The organism is Saccharopolyspora sp., from assembly GCF_017434145.1.
GTDB classification, from domain to species: Bacteria; Actinomycetota; Actinomycetes; order Mycobacteriales; family Pseudonocardiaceae; genus Saccharopolyspora_C; species Saccharopolyspora_C galaxeae.
Map to the genome: position 1 here is coordinate 1 of NZ_JAFRFW010000446.1, position 16,522 is coordinate 16,522.

Annotated in this window: 17 protein-coding genes, 2 tRNA genes and 1 other RNA gene; 11 read left to right on the forward strand and 9 right to left on the reverse strand. The window is 70.3% G+C overall.

The genetic code is table 11. The features are described from left to right. On the reverse strand, window positions 1-274 hold a 274-nt coding region (locus IJH84_RS12255; RefSeq protein WP_295144230.1), incomplete at its 3' end, for an NAD(P)-binding domain-containing protein. Window positions 275-408: 134 nt separating this feature from the next. On the opposite strand from IJH84_RS12255, the gene IJH84_RS12260 reads away from it, so the two are divergent. The 4 genes from IJH84_RS12260 (at window position 409) to IJH84_RS12275 (ending at window position 1,773) form a co-directional block, all read left to right on the forward strand. Then, on the forward strand, window positions 409-897 hold the full coding sequence (locus tag IJH84_RS12260; RefSeq protein ID WP_200068191.1) for a tRNA adenosine deaminase-associated protein: 489 nt from the start codon (window positions 409-411) through the stop codon (window positions 895-897). Window positions 898-914: 17 nt separating this feature from the next. Beyond that, window positions 915-1,352 (forward strand): nucleoside deaminase, encoded by a 438-nt coding sequence (locus IJH84_RS12265; RefSeq protein ID WP_233626715.1) that lies wholly within the window; start codon window positions 915-917, stop codon window positions 1,350-1,352. A gap of 63 nt (window positions 1,353-1,415) precedes the next feature. Then, on the forward strand, window positions 1,416-1,637 hold the full coding sequence (locus IJH84_RS12270) for a CsbD family protein (RefSeq protein WP_200068193.1): 222 nt from the start codon (window positions 1,416-1,418) through the stop codon (window positions 1,635-1,637). Window positions 1,638-1,688: 51 nt separating this feature from the next. Beyond that, window positions 1,689-1,773 (forward strand) — tRNA-Ser (locus IJH84_RS12275). A gap of 431 nt (window positions 1,774-2,204) precedes the next feature. Here the strand turns inward: IJH84_RS12275 and IJH84_RS12280 are convergent. Together IJH84_RS12280 and IJH84_RS12285 are read right to left on the reverse strand one after the other, a co-directional pair. Continuing rightward, window positions 2,205-3,398 carry a lipase family protein gene (locus IJH84_RS12280; RefSeq protein ID WP_295144235.1) on the reverse strand — a complete coding sequence of 398 codons (1,194 nt, stop codon included), beginning with the start codon at window positions 3,396-3,398 and terminating at the stop codon, window positions 2,205-2,207. A 66-nt stretch (window positions 3,399-3,464) separates the two neighbouring features. Next, entirely contained in the window at window positions 3,465-5,045 is a 1,581-nt protein-coding gene (locus IJH84_RS12285; protein ID WP_295144238.1) for a GMC oxidoreductase, read from the reverse strand. Window positions 5,046-5,246: 201 nt separating this feature from the next. Here IJH84_RS12285 and IJH84_RS12290 point away from each other — a divergent pair, with 201 nt between their 5' ends. Both IJH84_RS12290 and IJH84_RS12295 read left to right on the forward strand, forming a co-directional pair. Further along, window positions 5,247-5,801 carry a TetR/AcrR family transcriptional regulator gene (locus IJH84_RS12290; RefSeq protein WP_295144241.1) on the forward strand — a complete coding sequence of 185 codons (555 nt, stop codon included), beginning with the start codon at window positions 5,247-5,249 and terminating at the stop codon, window positions 5,799-5,801. Window positions 5,802-5,878: 77 nt separating this feature from the next. Beyond that, a complete protein-coding gene (locus IJH84_RS12295; RefSeq protein ID WP_295144244.1) occupies window positions 5,879-6,064 on the forward strand; it encodes a hypothetical protein in 186 nt (61 codons plus the stop codon). 100 nt (window positions 6,065-6,164) lie between these two features. On the opposite strand, the gene IJH84_RS12300 is transcribed toward IJH84_RS12295, so the two are convergent. Then, a tRNA-Ser gene (locus tag IJH84_RS12300) sits at window positions 6,165-6,250 on the reverse strand. 137 nt (window positions 6,251-6,387) lie between these two features. After that, entirely contained in the window at window positions 6,388-7,047 is a 660-nt protein-coding gene (locus tag IJH84_RS12305; protein ID WP_200068198.1) for a superoxide dismutase family protein, read from the reverse strand. Window positions 7,048-7,149: 102 nt separating this feature from the next. Here IJH84_RS12305 and ffs point away from each other — a divergent pair. Both ffs and IJH84_RS12315 read left to right on the forward strand, forming a co-directional pair. Further along, window positions 7,150-7,246, forward strand: an RNA gene (gene ffs, locus IJH84_RS12310) — signal recognition particle sRNA small type. Window positions 7,247-7,314: 68 nt separating this feature from the next. Continuing rightward, window positions 7,315-9,549, forward strand: coding sequence for a DNA polymerase III subunit gamma and tau (locus IJH84_RS12315; RefSeq protein ID WP_295144248.1), 2,235 nt, complete (start codon window positions 7,315-7,317; stop codon window positions 9,547-9,549). Window positions 9,550-9,561: 12 nt separating this feature from the next. Here IJH84_RS12315 and IJH84_RS12320 read toward each other — a convergent pair whose 3' ends face one another. After that, complete coding sequence (locus IJH84_RS12320; RefSeq protein WP_295144251.1) at window positions 9,562-11,373, reverse strand: alpha/beta fold hydrolase; 1,812 nt, start codon at window positions 11,371-11,373, stop codon at window positions 9,562-9,564. Window positions 11,374-11,672: 299 nt separating this feature from the next. Between IJH84_RS12320 and IJH84_RS12325 the strand changes: the two genes are divergently transcribed. After that, entirely contained in the window at window positions 11,673-11,990 is a 318-nt protein-coding gene (locus IJH84_RS12325; RefSeq protein WP_233626592.1) for a YbaB/EbfC family nucleoid-associated protein, read from the forward strand. Between the two features lie 12 nt (window positions 11,991-12,002). After that, entirely contained in the window at window positions 12,003-12,599 is a 597-nt protein-coding gene (gene recR, locus IJH84_RS12330; protein WP_200068202.1) for a recombination mediator RecR, read from the forward strand. 97 nt (window positions 12,600-12,696) lie between these two features. Here recR and IJH84_RS12335 read toward each other — a convergent pair whose 3' ends face one another. The 3 genes from IJH84_RS12335 to IJH84_RS12345 all read right to left on the reverse strand — a co-directional run bounded on the left by IJH84_RS12335 (window position 12,697) and on the right by IJH84_RS12345 (window position 15,371). After that, entirely contained in the window at window positions 12,697-14,301 is a 1,605-nt protein-coding gene (locus IJH84_RS12335; RefSeq protein WP_295144257.1) for a hypothetical protein, read from the reverse strand. A 606-nt stretch (window positions 14,302-14,907) separates the two neighbouring features. Further along, window positions 14,908-15,141: a hypothetical protein gene (locus IJH84_RS12340; RefSeq protein WP_295144260.1), complete on the reverse strand. Its 234-nt coding sequence runs from the start codon at window positions 15,139-15,141 to the stop codon at window positions 14,908-14,910. Then, window positions 15,138-15,371 carry a zinc finger protein gene (locus tag IJH84_RS12345; protein WP_295144263.1) on the reverse strand — a complete coding sequence of 78 codons (234 nt, stop codon included), beginning with the start codon at window positions 15,369-15,371 and terminating at the stop codon, window positions 15,138-15,140. Before IJH84_RS12345 ends, IJH84_RS12340 begins: the two co-directional genes overlap by 4 nt. Before the next feature lie 257 nt (window positions 15,372-15,628). Between IJH84_RS12345 and IJH84_RS12350 the strand changes: the two genes are divergently transcribed. After that, entirely contained in the window at window positions 15,629-16,489 is an 861-nt protein-coding gene (locus tag IJH84_RS12350; RefSeq protein ID WP_295144266.1) for a helix-turn-helix transcriptional regulator, read from the forward strand. Window positions 16,490-16,522 lie beyond the last annotated feature (33 nt).

The following is a 16,522-nucleotide window of genomic DNA, read 5'->3' on the forward strand; positions in this document are numbered from 1 at the left end:
CGTCGGTGAGCCGGGCCTCCGGCGCGTGCCAGGCGATCTTGCGCAGCACCGACCGCACCGCGGTGAGCGGGGTGGCGACGACGACCAGCGCGTCCTGCTCGGCGGCTCGCCGCAGCGCGTCCTCGGTACCGAGAACGTCGTGGCCCTCGGCGCGCGCCGCTTCGGCGTCCGCATCGGAGTTCGTCGAGCCCCATCCGGTTCGCCCGGCGGCGGCCGCGGCCCGCAGCACGGAGCCGCCGATCAATCCCAGTCCGATCACGCAAACGGCACGCATGGTCACATCCTGCCGGACCGCCGCACCCCGGCGCCCCACCCGGTCGAGGGTCGTTCGGACTCGATCGCGGTGCGGAAGGTCACGAGCGCGCAATAGTGCTTTCGGGGGGCACCCGCACGATTTACGGTGTGCACATGACAGGGCAGGAGCCGGTCGCGGGCTTCGCCGTTGCCGTCGTGCGAGAGGACGGCCGGTGGCGGTGCAGCGCCTTGGACAGCTCGGTGCTGAGCGGGTTGGACGCCACCATCACGGCGTTGCGCGATCTGCGCTCCACCGGCGCGGTGTTCGGCATGTGCAACGTGGACGACGAGTTCTTCGTGCTGATCCGGCCGGTGCCGGGCGGCGTGGACCTGCTGCTGTCGGACGCCGCGGCGGCGCTCGACTACGACATCGCCGCCGACGTGCTGGACCTGCTGCGCGCGGACACCCCGGACGAGGACGACGACGAGGTGTGGCCGGAGGGCAACCTGGCGCTGCTCTCGGACATCGGCCTGCCCGAGGGCGAACTGCTGGTGATCATCGAAGAGGTCGACCTGTACCCGGACGAGCAGCTGGAGATGATCGCCCAGCGCTGCGGGTTCGGCGAACAGTTCGCCGGGCTGCTGGAGAAGCTGGACCAGTGAACGACCGCGACACCGAGCTGGTGCGCGCGGCCCTCGACATCGCTCCCGGTGCGTTGCCCAGCGCAGACGTGCCGATCGGCGCGGTCGTCGCGGCTCCCGACGGGTCGATCCTGGCCCGCACGCACAACCGTCGCGAACTGCTGGCGGACCCGACCGCGCACGCGGAGATCCTGGCGCTGCGCGAGGCGGCGGCCGCGTTCGGCGACGGCTGGCGGCTCGCCGGCTGCACCCTCGCCGTCACGGTCGAACCGTGCACGATGTGCGCGGGCGCGCTCGTGCTCGCGCGGGTGAGCCGCGTGGTGTTCGGGGTGTGGGAGCCGCGCACCGGCGCGGTCGGGTCGCTGTGGGACGTGGTCCGCGACCGGCGAACCAACCATCGCCCGGAGGTCGTCGGCGGCGTGCTCGCCGACGAGTGCGCGGCGCTGCTGGAAGGCTTCTTCGACCGGCAGCGGTGATGCGTGCCGCCGGATCATGCTGGGTACCCGGGGGATGCACGGACCCAGTGGAAGGAGTGACCGATGGGCGTGTTCGACAAGGTCAAGCACCAGGCCCAGCAGCTCGCAGGCCGGGCCAAGGAGGCCACCGGCAGCGCGAGCGGCAACGACGAGCTCCGCGACGCGGGCAAACGCGACCAGGCCGAAGGCAAGGTGAAGGAAACCGGCCAGGACATCAAGGACAAGGCCGCAGGTGCCGCGGAGGACGTGCAGGACAAGTTCCGCGGTTCGGGCAAGGGTGAGTGATCATCGACCCCGTCTGCGGAGATCGCTGCGGCGTCCAGTAGCCTAGTCGGCGGTAGCGTGTCCGAGCGGCCTAAGGAGCGCGACTCGAAATCGCGTGAGGTGAGAGCCTCCGTGGGTTCGAATCCCACCGCTACCGCCGGTCAGAGCCGGTTCCCGCGAGCAGCGGGGACCGGCTCTTCGTCGTTGGTCTCAGTTTTGGTCTCGTCCGGCCCTCGGGCGGGCGCTCGCCGCTTACACGTCGTCGCTGGTGCCAGGGCCGTGCTACTCGGTGAAAACAGCAAGAAGTGCGGAAAAGGCCGTGAGTACGCCGACTGCTGAGGCGGCCAGGTACCAGCTTCGCTGTGCGGCTGGATCAGCACGGCGTGTGCCGGTTCGGGCAGCGAGGCTGAGCACCAATAGCAGCACTGCGAGTCCTGCGGTGACGTACAGCATGGCGGGTGTCCCTCGGGCGTAGGTCAGCACGCGCACGGTGCCACAGCGAATGATGCTGCCGAAGGGATGCCGCAGGCAGTGCAGCGCACGAGCCGGTCCCCGCAGTGCGCGGGGACCGGCTTCGGTATGCAGGGGTCAGCAGGCGTTGGGTGCGGGTTCGCCCTCGAAGCGGTCGGCGAGGTAGTCGACCACGCTGCCCGCTGCGGTGATCATCGTGCTGACGTGCTCGCCCGGGAACGTCTTCCAGGAGACCTCGGAGCCCGCCCGGCAGTACTGGTCGCGCAAATCCGCCGCCTGGTCCAGCGGGATGAGTTCGTCGGCGTTGCCGTGGAACAGGTAGACCGGCGCTTGCGGCCGGGCGGAGCCGAGCTTGTTCTGCTCCAGCCGGGCCTGCCAGCGGGGATCCGCCAGCGGGTTGCTGGTCGTGAAGTCACTGATGCGCTGGAAGGCGTGGCCGAACACCGCATCCACGCAGGCGCCCTGCTCGGACTCGTACGTCTCGCGGCCCTTGTCGTTGAGGAACGACTGGAGATCGAGTTCGGGGTAGGCGCTGTCCAGGCCGAAGGCGGACATCAGCAGGAAGCCGAAACCGACGTTGCCGTCGAGCTGCCGGGACACCGCTTGGAGGTCGGCGGGCACGCCGCCGCCGGTGACGCCGACGACGTTCATCTCGGGTGCGTACTCCGGTGCGAGCTCACCCGCCCATGCCGCACCGCCGCCGCCCTGCGAGTAGCCGGAGAACGCCACCGGCGAGTCGGAGCTCAGTCCGGTCGCGGGCAGGCGGGTGGCGGCGCGCGCGGCGTCGATCACGGTGCGGCCTTCGGACCGGCCGACGACGTAGGTGTGCCCGCCGGGAGTTCCGAGCCCTTCGTAGTCGGTGATCGCCACCGCCCAGCCGCGTTGCAGCATCGGTTCGACCAGCGGCCGCTCGTAGTCCGGTTGGAACTTCGACGGGGCGCAGCTGTCGCCGACGCCGCGCGTCCCGCTCGCCAGCGACACGATCGGCCGCGGTTCGTCCGGATTCTGCGGAACATCCGGTACAAGAATTCTCCCGGACACGGCTATCGGCTCGCCGGTGGCGGACTCCGAGCGGTACAGCACCAGGTAGGTCCGGACGTTGAATTGCCGGGGCAGTTCCTGCCAGCGGATCACATCGCCGCTGACGCCTTCCGGTAGCGGATTCGGTGGTGTGTAGAAGGTGTCGTCCGGCTTGCCCGGCGGGCGCTGTTCCGGTGCGGCGATCGCTGTCGCGGAAGGCGCTGACAACAGCAGTGCGACGGCTGCGATGAGCACGCGCCAGGCGCGCAATGGGCGGAGGTTGCGCTGCATTGGAACTCCTCGTTGAGCTGCGCACGCCGTCGTGCGCGACCAATTCGAATCAGCGTTTCCGGGGCGTCAGAACACCACGTCCACGTCGTTGGCGATCAGTTCGTCCGTGGCGCGCTCGGCGAGCGCGGCGATGGTCATCGAGGGGTTGCACGCCGCGCTGTTGCCCGGCATCAGCGCGCCGTCCAGCACGTAGAGCCCGCGGTGGCCCCGGACGCGGCCGGCGAGGTCGCAGACCGTGCCCATCGATGCCCCGCCCAGCGGGTGCCAGGTGTTGGGCACCAGCGAGGTCGTGTCGAGCCGGACGGCGCCTCGGCCCGCGACTCGGGAAACCCGCTCGTCGATGTGCTTCGCCAGCTCGGCGTCGGGGTTGCCGGGCCACTGCAGCACCGCGTCGTCCTTGGCGGAGTCGTAGACGAACTCGCCGCGCCCCTGGCTCACGCCGTAGCCGACGAGCATCGTGGTGCGCAGGTCCGGCAGCGGCGGCAGCGAAGCCTGGATGACCGTGTTCGCCCGCGCGGGGTCATCCCACTCCAAGCTGCCGTAGACGACCGGACCGCCTTGGGGCGCGCCGAAATCGTCCGCGAAGTTCGTCCAGGTGTAGATGCGGTCGCCGTTGGAACCCCAGTTGGTGCCCAGGCCGTCCGGCATGTCCGGGATCTGGTCCTTCGCCGCCGAGCGCATCAGCAACCTGGTCGTCCCGGCCGTTCCGGCCGCCATGACCAGCGCCTTCGTCGTGATGATCTTCTTTTCCAGCACAGTTCCGTCGGTGTGGATCCGGTCGACGTGAACCTCCCAGCCGCCGTCGGAGCGCATCGCCACGTCGGTGACGTTGTGCTGCGTCGCGACGGTGACCCGGCCGGTCGCTTCCGCCTCGGCGAGGTAGGTGACGTCGATCGAGTTCTTCCCGCCGTTGTTCACGCCGAACGCGCAGTCGCCGTTGGTGTAGGACGGCTTCATCTCGCCGCGCAGCTCGCGCAGCGCGTAGTCCCAGTCGATCGGCATCGGGATCTTCGAGAGCGGATAGCCGGCCTGCTCGACGTTGCGGGCGAACACCCGCGATGCCTTGTAGGTCTTGCTGTTGATCAGCTCGTCCGGCGCCGTCCGCAGCCGCAGCATCTTGGCCACCCGCGGGTAGTGAATCCGGTCCATGCGGGCGTAATCGAGCTGTTCGGGGAAGTTGGCGTTGAACACCTCCGCGGTGGGCTGCAGCGTCATCCCCTGGTACACCAGCGAACCGCCACCGACGCCCGCGGCGCACATGATGTCCATCCCGTTGCCGGGCACCTGCTCCAGCAGCCCGGTGTAGGGCTTGAGCGGCAGCACCGGAACCCCGAACAGCGACGGCGTCGAACCGACCCAGGACATCCGCTCGTCCGGCGAGGTCGGGCGCGGGAACGTCTCCGCGTTCGGCCCGCTCGGCCAGCGGATCCCGCGCTCCAGCACCAGCACCGGCACCCCGGCCTGGGCGAAGCGCAGCGCTGTCACGCCGCCGCCGAAACCGGATCCGATGACCACGACGCGTTGCTCCTCGCGCGTCACCGGGATCCGGCGGGCGGGCCCGGCCAGCGCCGTCGGACCACCGACGACGGACAGCCCGGTGGCGGCCGCAGCGCCGGCGAGCACGGAACGTCGGCTCAGTGCAGGCATAGTCGCTCCTCGCGCGGTGAGCCGGCCGCCGCACGTGAGGATCGGCGGGAGAACTCTGCTGCTCCTGATCACTGCGGGACGCCGGCTGATCACTGTCGGGGCGGGAGTGTATGGAGCTGAACCGAGAGAAAGAACGGGTCGCTGATCTCACTACGCGCGAGTAACATCGGGCTTCGTGTGGCAACAGCGAGGTCGCCGGCTGTGAGGTCCCGGCGCACCGATGCCCGCCGCAACCGGCAGGCCATCCTGCGGGTCGCCGACGCGGCGTTCGCGCAGGGCACCGAGGTGGTTCCGCTCGCGGAGATCGCGCGCCGCGCCGGTCTCGGGCGGGCCACCGTCTACCGGCACTTCCCCGACCGGCAAGCGCTCGGCGCGGCCGTCGCAGCGCAGCAGATCGGGATGCTGCGCAGTGTCGCCGACGCGGACGGCGAAGAGGTCGACTTCCGCTGCTTGATGCACCTGGTGCTGGCCGACCAGATCGCGCGGCGCCCGCTGGTGCAGCTGTTCCGCGAGCTGTCCTCCCGTGATCAGCGCCGCTACGTCGACTCGCTGATCGGCGCGCTCACTCCGGCGTTCCGGCGGGCGCAGGCGGACGGTCAGATCCGCGCCGACCTCGAACCGGCCGATCTGGTGCTGGTCTTCGAAATGGTCGAGGCCGCGCTGACCTCGCCGTTCTCCGAGGCGGACCGGGGTGCGGCCGCCGAACGGCTGCTGCCCGCGATCCTCGACGGGCTCTGCGTCCGATCGGCCTCCTGACGGGCTCCGTCGAAAGGTGGCCGCCGAACGAGTGGCGGGGGTTCAGGGACCGGGGGTGCCGGGTCGAAGGTGGGGACATGCGGATCGCTGGGCGGGAGTACCTCGTGATCGTCGAACGGGACGATCAGGACGGTTTCCACGCGCGAGTGGCGGGACTGCCGGGAGTGGCGGCCGCGGCCGCCGCGTACGACGAATGCGTCTCGCGGGTGCGTGCCGAGGTCGAGGAATACTTGGCCGGACTCGGCTTGCGCGGACCGGACTAGGCACCGCTCGGCACCGGCGGAACCGGTGCGGCTCGACCGAATTCGCCGACCGAGCCAGCAAAAGGGCCGGGCACCTATCGTGCCCGGCCCTTTCGACCTGCGGAGGATACGGGATTCGAACCCGTGAGGGCTGTTAACCCAACACGATTTCCAATCGTGCGCCTTAGGCCGCTCGGCCAATCCTCCGCACGGAAGTGTACGTGAGCGGTCGCGCCGTTCGGCGCAGGGGGCTCGGCGGCACCGGCGGAACGGATCGCAACCGGTCACGCGGCAAACGGGGCTCCTGCACGGCCGGCCGGTTCGCGACCGACCGGCCCGCCGGCTCAGGACTCGATGTTCAGGCAGGCCGACCTTCCACCGGCCTTGCCGGCCTCGCCGGGCCCGGTGGAGGTCTGCTGCGCCTCGTGCACGATGATCGACTTCGGGGCGCGTTCGGTGAAGCCGAACGGGACCTGCGTGGTCGCCTCGCCGGATCCTTGCGCGTCGGTGCCCAGGTCGAGCCAGATCTCGTTCTGCGGGTTGGCGAAGGCCGGGTCGGTCGACGGTTTCTGCGGCGAGGCCGCCGGGTCCTGCCGGTTCTGGAAGTGCGGCCCCGCCGCGTCGCCGGTCGGCCCGCACGGGTTGACGTGCGCGTGCACCGCGTAACCGCGGTTCGGCTGGAAACCGTCCACCTTGAAGTTCACGGTCGTGGCTTCCGGCGAGCCGTGGACCTGCGTCTCGACGTGCGCGCCGACCGGAGCGGCCGCCGGGTCGTAGGTGAACGCGTTGCCCTGCCCGCCGGGTTCGGCCAGCGTCCCGCTGAACGAGCCGGACTGCGCGTGCGCGCCCGGGGTCTCGGGCTGCGGAGGCGGGGGAGTGCCGGGGCCGGGCGGCTGCTGCGAAGGCTGCCCGGGCGGGGTGCAGGCGGTCAGGGCGAGCGCGACGGCGGCGCCGCCGGTCACCAGCAGGCGGCGGCCGAGGCGCGATGAGATCCGCGGAGTCATGGCGATGATGATGCCCGAAAACGACTTATCCGGCGATAACCGGCACGCTCGATGATCCGGACGGGTGGGGTTCGGATGCCGCGCGGCGGGGGTTACACTATCTGCGGGACTCCGTGCGGCGTCCATCCTGTGAACTCCCCCAGGGCCGAGAGGCAGCAAGGGTAAGCGGGCTCTGGCGGGTGCACGGGGTCCCGCCTACTTTCTCCCCGGCCGCGGCGGACCTCGCCCGGATCCGGATCGTCAGTGGCACCGCGTAGGGTCTCGACCGTGGCGCTCGCCCTTTACCGCAAGTACCGTCCGGCGACCTTCGCTGAGGTCGTCGGGCAGGAGCACGTCACCGAGCCGCTGCGGACCGCGCTGGGCGCGCAGCGGATCAACCACGCCTACCTGTTCTCCGGGCCGCGCGGCTGCGGCAAGACCTCCAGCGCCCGGATCCTGGCGCGCTCGCTGAACTGCGCGCAGGGCCCGACGCCGGACCCGTGCGGCGAGTGCGACTCGTGCGTGGCGCTGGCCCCGGAGGGCGGCGGCAGCGTCGACGTGATCGAGCTCGACGCGGCCAGCCACGGCGGCGTCGACGACACCCGCGAGCTGCGGGACCGCGCGTTCTTCGCGCCCGCGCAGTCCCGTTACCGCATCTTCGTCATCGACGAGGCCCACATGGTCACCACGCAGGGCTTCAACGCCCTGCTCAAGATCGTGGAGGAGCCGCCGGAGCACCTCATCTTCGTGTTCGCCACGACCGAACCGGACAAGGTGCTGACCACCATCCGCTCCCGAACGCACCACTACCCGTTCCGGCTGATGCCGCCCGGGGTGATGCGGGAGCTGCTGGAGACGATCTGCGGCGACGAGGGCGTCCGCGTCGAGCCCGCGGTGTATCCGCTGGTGATCCGGGCCGGTGGGGGTTCCGCGCGGGACACCCTCAGCGTGCTGGACCAGCTGCTGGCCGGGGCGGGCGACGAGGGCGTCACCTACGACCGCGCGGTCGCGCTGCTCGGCGTCACCGACGTGGCGCTGATCGACGACATGGTCGACGCGCTCGCGGCCGAGGACGGTGCGGCCGTTTACGGCACGGTGGACCGGCTGGTGGAGGCCGGGCACGATCCGCGGCGGTTCGCCTCCGACCTGCTGGACCGGCTGCGCGATCTGGTGCTGCTGCACGCGGTGCCGGACGCGGCGCAGCGGGGGCTGCTGGACACCGCGGGCGACGAGCTCACCAAGATGCAGAGCCAGGCCGAGCAGCTCGGCGCGGCCACGCTGTCCCGGTTCGCGGAGATCGTGCACACCGGGCTGCAGGACATGCGCGGTGCCACCGCGCCGCGGCTGCTGCTGGAGCTGCTCTGCGCGCGGATGATGCTGCCGACCGTGTCCGAGTCGGAAGGCGCGCTGCTGCAACGGATCGAGCAGGTCGAGCGGCGGATGACGCTGGGGCCGCCCGCGGAGGGCGCTGCCGCGGAGGATTCGCGGCGGGTTTACCAGCGGCCCAGCGAGCGGCAGGACAACGCGCAGGAAGCGGGTTCCGAGCAGGCCGGGAGCGGGCCGGAGAAGCAGGCCGCGCAAGCTGCTGCTCCGGCAGCGCCCGCGGGGACGCCGGATTCCGCGGGTAAGCGGCCGCAGGAGAGTTCGGTGCCCAGGGCGGCTCCGCCGCCGGAAGAGCCGGTGCACTCCGATCCGCCGGAGGCCGCGGTGGCTCAGCCGGAGCAGGCGCAGGCGAACCAGGCCCAGCCGACTCAGGACCAGCCGAGCCAGCCCCAGTCGAGCGGGTTCGACGCGGTCAAGGTCCGCCAGGTGTGGACGGCGCTGCTGCAGGCCGTGGCCAAGCGCAACCGGCCGACGCAGGCGTTGCTGCTCAACGCCATCGTGCAGGACTTCTCCGACGGCACGCTGGTGCTGTCGATGCCCACGTCCGGCCTGGTCAAACAGTTCGCCCAGCAGCACCGGATCGAGTTCGTGCGGGACGCGATGCGCGAGGTGCTCGGTCCCGACGGCGAGTACGAGGTGCAGTGCGTGGAGGCCGGTGAAGCCGGTCAGCAGGCATCCGCGCAGCAGCGGCAGTCGCAGCAGCGACCGGCTCCGCAGCGGCAGCAGACCCAGCGTCCCGAGCAGCAGCGTCCTGAGCAGCAGCGTCCTGAGCAGCAGCGCAGCGGTGGTCAGCCGCCGAGCGAGGGCCAGAACGGCCGGCGCGGCCCGAACCCGGACCAGGGCAAGCAGGACCAGCGCGGCGGGACCGCGCAGGCGAGCGGGCAGCGCAACGGCGGACGCGCCAGGTCGTCCTCGGACGACATCCCGCCGCCGCCGGAACCGCCGCCGGACGACGAGCCCCCTCCGGAAGAGCCCGCACCGCCGCCTCCTCCGCAGCCGCCGGAAGAGGAGGACGAAGAATCCATGATCGCCGGCTCGTCGCCCGCCTCGGCGGCCGATGCCGCGCCGAAGCGGAACCGGGAGGCGGAAGCCGTCGAGCTGTTCACCGCCGAACTCGGCGCGCGCCGCATCGACGACTGAGGCCGCCGGGGCTCAGCCCAGGTGCCTGCGCAGGAACTCCATCGCCCGCGGGTAGGCGTCCAGCCGGTTGCCGCGCTTGGCGAGCCCGTGCCCTTCGTCGTCGTAGACGAGCAGATCGCACTCCAGTCCCTTGTCGCGCACCGCGGCCGCGACCTGTTCGGCTTCCGACAGCGGCACCCGCGGATCGTTCGCCCCGTGGATCACGAACAGCGGCGCCGAGATCTCGTCGACGTGCGTCAACGGTGAGGCCTCGCGCAGGAAGTCCGCGTCCGCGGCCAGCGAACCGTACTCGCGCTCCCGGTGCGCCCGCCGGTACGGCGAGGTGTTCTCCAGGAACGTCAGCAGCGAGGAGATCCCGACGATGTCCACTCCGGCGGCCCACCGCTGCGGCTGGAACGCCAGCCCGGCCAGCACCATGTACCCGCCGTAGGAACCGCCCCACAGCGCGGCCCGCGCCGGGTCCAGCCCGAGCGTGCCCAGCCAGTCGTGCACGGCGGCCAGGTCGCGCACCGAAACCAGCCGTTCCCGCGCGTCGTCGGCGCTGTACCAGCGCTTCCCGTAGCCGGTGGAGCCGCGCACGTTCGGCACCAGCACGGTGTGGCCCTGCGCGGCCAGCGCCTGCGCGATCGGGCTGAACGTGCGCACCGACTGGCCTTCCGGCCCGCCGTGGATGATCAGCACCGAGGAACCGGTGGGCTCCGGCGGCGAGTAGGCGAAGCACGGCACCCGCTCGTCGTCCGGTGTCGGCACCCGGTGCGCGGTGGGCGTGACCAGCCGTTCGCCCGCCAGCGGACCGGCCGATTCGGTCAGCTTGTGCACGGTGCCTTCGGCGATGTCGATCATCAGCACGTCGCCAGGCTGGTCCGGGGCGCTGAACGAGAGGACCGCCAGCCGCGAGTTCGGCGACCACACCGGCGACGGCAGCGGGAAGGTGCACCACCCGTCGGAGGGCAGCCGCAGCTGTTGGCGCAGCTCGCCGGTCGCGGCGTCGTGCAGGCTGAGCCGGGACGTCCCGTCGTCGTTGGTGTGCACCAGCAGCGTCCGACCGTCCGGCGAGAGCCAGCCGATCAGGTCGTGCTCGTCGGAGGTGACCAGCCACGTCAGCTTCCCGGTGCGCGGGTGGATCCGGGCGACGCCGGTGTGGTCCCGGTCCGCGTTCGTGCTCACGACCAGGCCGGAGTCGTCGGGCATCCACCGCAGGTGGGTGCAGCGGGCGTGCCGGTCGGCACCGGTGACCGCGCGAACCTGGTCGCCTTCGGTGGCGGGCATGGTGTTGACCCGCACGATCTGGTCGGACATCGGCTTGTTGCCGGGCAGCGTCAAGGCCAGGTACTGGCTGTCCGGGGTGGCGACGACTTCCTGCACCATGCCGCCGCGGTCGTAGACGACCTGCTCCGCGCCGGTGAGCGCACTGCGGATCACCACGTCGAAGTCGACGCCGTTGCGGCGGTTGGTGGAGTACACGAGCCGGCCGGGCAGCACGTCGAGCAGCCGGTGCACGTACCGCGAGTCGCGCACCAGCGGCTGCAGTTCGCCGAGTTCGGCCGGCTTGGTGCGGCGCCGGTCCAGCCGCAGCAGCGACAGCTGGCCGCGTTCGTTGCCGCCGGTGTCGTGCTGGATCACCGCGGCCCGCTCACCGGGCAGGTAGCGGCCGCTGACGGCGCCGGAAAGGGCGGTGATCGGGACGTTCTTGCCGAGCGGGGACAGCTCGACGAGCTGGGTCGAGCCGGATTCGTCGGATCCGGCGAGCACCCGGCCCGCGTCGTCCACGTCGAACGCCCGCCAGCTCGTCAGTCCCAGCAACCTTGCCAAGTCCACCGCCATGCCGCTCACCTTGTCACGCACTATGCGTGCTGTGGCGCACCGGTTCCGCTGCTGATCGAAGTGCCGCGAATGCTGGGTTCGTCCGATGCGCCTGGAGCGGCCCGCCAGCGGCCGGGTGATCGCGGCGGCGGATCTGCGGGAGTGGTTGCGCGGCCTCCGCGCGGGTCACGACTACCCTTGCGGATGTGCCCGGCAAGGGCGCGCGCCCGCGTTGGGGTCGGCTCGACCGGCGGACCCAGCGGCGAGACGAGAACAGCTCTGGGAGGACCACAGTGCAACCGGGTGGCGAGCAGCCGAACATGCAGCAGATCATGGAACAGGCGCAGCAGATGCAGCAGCAGCTGATGACCGCGCAGCAGGAACTCGCCGACGCGGAAGCCACCGGCACCGCGGGCGGCGGCCTGGTCTCGGCGGTGGTCAGCGGTACCGGCGAGCTCAAGTCGATGACCATCGACCCGAAGGCCGCCGACCCCGAGGACACCGAAACGCTCGCGGACCTGGTGGTCGCGGCGGTGCGGGACGCGAACAACGCCGCGCAGCAGCTGCAGGCGGACAAGATGGGGCCGGTCACCGGCGCGCTGGGCGGCCAGGGCGGGCTCGGCCTGCCCGGCATGTGACGAGGGAGCGCGGTGTACGAGGGTCCGGTCCAGGACTTGATCGACGAGCTCGGCAGGCTGCCGGGCGTCGGTCCGAAAAGCGCGCAGCGCATCGCCTTCCACTTGCTCGCGGCGGAACCTGCGGACGTGACGCGGCTGGAGGAGGCCCTGCAGAAGGTCAAGGAGGGCGTGGTCTTCTGCGAGGTCTGCGGCAACGTCGCGGAGCAGGAGCGCTGCCGGATCTGCCAGGACGCCCGGCGTGATCCGACCTTGGTGTGCGTGGTGGAGGAACCCAAGGACGTGCTCGCGGTGGAACGCACCCGCGAGTTCAAGGGCCGCTACCACGTGCTGGGCGGCGCGCTGGACCCGTTGTCCGGGGTCGGCCCCGACCAGTTGCGGGTGCGCCAGCTGCTGGCCCGCATCGGGCAGGACGAGATCACCGAGGTGATCATCGCGACGGACCCGAACACCGAGGGGGAGGCCACGGCGACGTACCTGGTGCGGATGCTGCGGGACTTCCCCGGGCTGAACGTGACGCGGCTGGCTTCCGGCCTGCCGATGGGCGGCGACCTGGAATTCGCCGACGAACTGACGCTCGGCCGCGCACTGTCCGGCCGGCGTTCGATGTGAGGCTCGCGCGGACGGGCCATCGTGCGCGGTGGCCCGCCGTTCACCGGGCCGCAGCAGTGCGTTGGTTCTCGCTGATCCGCGGCCGTGCGAAACCAGTTCAGCGCGGTGCGTGCTGCTGCGCCCAGCGGGCGATGGCGGCGACTTCGTCGGCGTGCGCGGGCAGCGTGTCGTCGGCGATGCCCACGACCGGGATGTGCCCGGCGCGTTCGACGTCGGGCGGGCGCGGCACGAAACCTTTCTCGTGCACCCCGGTGCTTCCGCGGCCCGGGGTGCCTTCCGCGAGGTGCCCGGTGGTGCGCGCGTAGCGGGTGAGCACCTGCGGCAGTCGCAGGTCGCGGTCGACTCCGAACCACTGCTGGCTGAGCGGGAAGATCCCGGACAGCGCGTCCCACCAGCCTTCCGCGGCCAGCAGCAGGCCCGGGTGCCTGCGCCGCAGCTCGTCGGCGAGGCGCCGGTAGCCGTCCACGAGTTCGTGCCGCGGGTCGTTGAACCAGTAGCCGACGGTGTCGAAGAACGCCGCGTCCACGCCGAACTCGGACACGACGGCGGAGACGGATTCCACCAGGTGCTCCCGGAATCCCGGTTCGCCGGGGTTGAGGAACACCTGATCACCTTCGCCGCTGCGGTCGGAGTCCCAGTCCGGCCGGTTCAGCAGTTCCACGTAGCGATCGGTGTCGTTGCGGAACACCGCGCGCTCCCAGTCCGGGTATTGCGCGACGTTCGCGCCGTGCCCGCCGAACATCGGCATCAGCCGGACTCCGAGCTCGCGCGCCGTGCCCGCTAACGCGTGCAGGCCGGCCGCGCCGCCGAGGTCTTCGCCCGGCCGGTAGCTCGGGTAGTCGTGGTAGTAGCGGCCTTCCCATCCGGGCAGGTAGGCGAGCACCCGGTGTCCGTCGATGTGCCGGGTGATGAACCGCAGCGCTTCGGCCATCGCGGGGAAGGTGTTGAACACGTAGCCGGTCCAGTGCTGGCCGTGCAGCGTGACCACGAGTGCGATGTCGCGCAGCCACTCCGGCACGTCGGTTCGCTGTTCCCAGGGCACCAGCTGATGCGTTCGGTCCACAAAGGACATGTGATCCGCGAGGTCGGCTTCGGGTGCGGAAACGTTGTGGCGCAACAGGATCGGCGGAACCTGGTAGGTCGTCGTGCGGTTCGAGGCCGGTGCGACGTGCACCAGCTCGGCGATCGGCGCCGAAGCGTAGGCGGGCTGGTGGACGTGCAGGATCTGCCGCCGCACCAACCGATCCCGCACGCTGAGCGTCAGATCTCCGGCGGCCACCCAAGGTGTCGCCCAGTCCGGCCCGGGATATTCGAGCTGGAACCGCTGCCCGTCGACCCCGTGCGCGTGCCCGCGCGGGGTGTTCGCCGCCCACCAGCCGCCGCGCGTGCTCGCGGGCAGCCCGGTCAGCAGGAGCTTGACCGCCTTCACCGGTTCCGGGTGGCGCACGTTGATCGACCACTCCAGGTGGTCGCCGGTGCGGCGGAGTTCGATGTCCGCGCCACCTTCGCTGGTCCGCTGCTGCCCGAGCAGCGCGAGCCGGTCGCAACGCACTCCACCGTCGTGCGGCTGCGCGCTCGCGGCGTCGAGGCCGTAACCGTTGCCGGTGGTGAAGATCTGCACCGCCCAGCGCAGGTCGGTGCCGGGCACTGGGAAGTAGGGGTCGCGGGGGTCGAAGCTCAGGTCCGAGTCGATCAGCGCCACGAGCCCTCCAGGATCAGGTGGTGTCGGTGTGCCCGGTGGCCTCGTCCAGCAGGGCGGCGAAGTCGTCGGCCTCGTCCGCGTCGAAGATCACCGTGTCTCCCGGCGGCAGCACGACGGCCACTCGATCGCCCATGACCAGCACCGATACGGTGCGATTCTCGCCGCCGGAGTCGCGGCAGGGAATCCGCCATCGGAGGTCATCGGTCGGTTCGCCGTTCGGCCACATGTCGTCCTGTCCACTTCGGGCTGTGCGGTCTGGATGACTGAACCGCGTGTACCGCCCGGCTTCAAGTGGCGTCGACCGATCGAGTGGTGAATCGTGATCAACTTCGCTCGGGAGCTTCCCGTGAGCGGGGAAAGCGGCCGGCCCCGACGAGTCCGCTGACCCACCGGCCGCCCTCCCGATCATCCCCAGGGGTAAGCCAGATCACCGCAACCTTCAGCGGCTCTCACTATTTTGGGGGCGCTGGACCAGCTTTCACTACCTCCTTTAGTCGAGTCGTTGCGCCGAACGTGATAACGCCGGCTCCGCCGTCGGATCAGATCGTCGCGACCTGCTCACCGCAGGTGACGATTTGTTTTCTGAAGAAACGGTTGCGAGTGCACCTATTCGCCTGTGCTGCGCCTTCCTTCCGGATGCGCTGCAAGGCCCGATCGACCCTCGCTTTTTCGGCAGTCGGAGCAAATGCGCCGCGCGTCGTCGTCCGCCGGGGCGTCGAGCCTGCGATGCACCGGCCCGTAGAGCCGATGGCCGCACGCCGCGACCGGCGCACCGCCACCGGAGGTGATCCGGTGCCAGGTCGCGCTGTAGACGCTGCTCATCCAGCCCTGCGCGGTCATCCGAACAGCGGTTTCGGCGCGGCCGCGTATTCCTCGGCGAGCCGCCGCGTTTCCGGCGCGCATTCTGGGCAGGTAGGCCATAGCCATCCGAACTCCGAGTTATCCGCGCAAATTTGCACCCCGCATAAAGTTTCCACGGAAATCCCGGTCGGATACCCGCCACCCGGTCGCGCATCGAGTGTGGCGTGCCGCTGCCCAGCGGCCGGAACCCAGTGAAACGGATACGGCATCGAAACCGCCTTTCGGAAAGTGCGGGGCCGGTGAGCCGATGCCGGGGGATGCTCACCGACCCCGCGAACCGCTGCGCGCCAGGCCGGGGAGGGAAAGGCCGTCGCCGCAAGCGGTCGTTTTCTGGTCCATGGACCGTTCGGTCCGTGGACCAAATTAAGCCAGTGTTGCCGATCTGGCCGCAATGCCCTGATCGAGTGGATCAATGCTGGTCATGGGGTCGCAAAGGTGAAGCCGTCTCGACTCTTAAGATTCGTGCATGGCCAAGATCCCCGGTGGCGGCCCGCGAGCCCGCGCGGTCGGCTACGAGCTGCGCAAGAAGCGCGAACAAGATCGAGTCACGACCAGGGCGCTGGCGGCACGCCTGGAGATCGCCAAAACACGACTGCTGCGCTACGAAAGCGGCGAGATTCTGCCGTCGTTGGAAGAGATCGCGCGCTACCTCGGCAAGCTCTCCGTCTCCCGCAGCGAGACCGAACGCATCCTGGAACAAGCGCGCGAGGCGCACAGCGCCGCTGACGACAGCACGCTGAGCACCTACGGCAGGGGCATCCACCAGGAACTCGCCACGCTGGCCGAGTTCGAGAGCACTGCCGCGAACATCGTCGAAGTCGCGCCGCTGGTGATCCCGGGCCTGTTGCAGACCCGCGAGTACGCGAGTGCGGTGCTGCAAAGCTGGGAGCCCGAGGAACGGGATAGCAAGCTCGGGCTTCGCTTGCAGCGCCAGGAAATCTTGCGACGGAAGGACGCGCCGCGGTTGCTCGCGATCATCGGTGAGTACGCGCTACGCGAGCCGATAGGTGGCCGCGACGTCCTGGCGAACCAGTTGGACCACTTGGTCGCGGCCGCGAACCGGACCAACATCTCGATCCGCGTGTTGAGGTCCGGCGCCGAGACGTTGCACGCCGCGCACCACGGCGAGTTCATGTTGTTCGACTACGACGACAACGCTCTACCTCTGGTGCACATCGAGTCCTACTTCACCGCGTCGTTCACCAGTAACCCCAAGGCTGTCGCCGCTCACCAGGCTGCGGTGAACGATCTCTCGGCCAGGGCGCTGGGCGACGATGACTCAGTAGAGTTCATCAAGGCACTGCACGAAGAATCGGGGTCGTTGTGATGACTGAGTTGACCAAGCCGTTATCGCCCTGGC

Bases quoted from the DNA above. Each gene is read 5' to 3' on its own strand.
- IJH84_RS12260 (WP_200068191.1), top strand. From the start codon at position 409: ATGACAGGGCAGGAGCCGGTCGCGGGCTTCGCCGTTGCCGTCGTGCGA.
- IJH84_RS12270 (WP_200068193.1), top strand. From the start codon at position 1,416: ATGGGCGTGTTCGACAAGGTCAAGCACCAGGCCCAGCAGCTCGCAGGC.
- IJH84_RS12280 (WP_295144235.1), bottom strand. From the start codon at position 3,398: ATGCAGCGCAACCTCCGCCCATTGCGCGCCTGGCGCGTGCTCATCGCA.
- IJH84_RS12285 (WP_295144238.1), bottom strand. From the start codon at position 5,045: ATGCCTGCACTGAGCCGACGTTCCGTGCTCGCCGGCGCTGCGGCCGCC.
- IJH84_RS12295 (WP_295144244.1), top strand. From the start codon at position 5,879: ATGCGGATCGCTGGGCGGGAGTACCTCGTGATCGTCGAACGGGACGAT.
- IJH84_RS12305 (WP_200068198.1), bottom strand. From the start codon at position 7,047: ATGACTCCGCGGATCTCATCGCGCCTCGGCCGCCGCCTGCTGGTGACC.
- IJH84_RS12320 (WP_295144251.1), bottom strand. From the start codon at position 11,373: ATGGCGGTGGACTTGGCAAGGTTGCTGGGACTGACGAGCTGGCGGGCG.
- IJH84_RS12325 (WP_233626592.1), top strand. From the start codon at position 11,673: ATGCAGCAGATCATGGAACAGGCGCAGCAGATGCAGCAGCAGCTGATG.
- IJH84_RS12340 (WP_295144260.1), bottom strand. From the start codon at position 15,141: ATGACCGCGCAGGGCTGGATGAGCAGCGTCTACAGCGCGACCTGGCAC.
- IJH84_RS12345 (WP_295144263.1), bottom strand. From the start codon at position 15,371: ATGCCGTATCCGTTTCACTGGGTTCCGGCCGCTGGGCAGCGGCACGCC.
- IJH84_RS12350 (WP_295144266.1), top strand. From the start codon at position 15,629: ATGGCCAAGATCCCCGGTGGCGGCCCGCGAGCCCGCGCGGTCGGCTAC.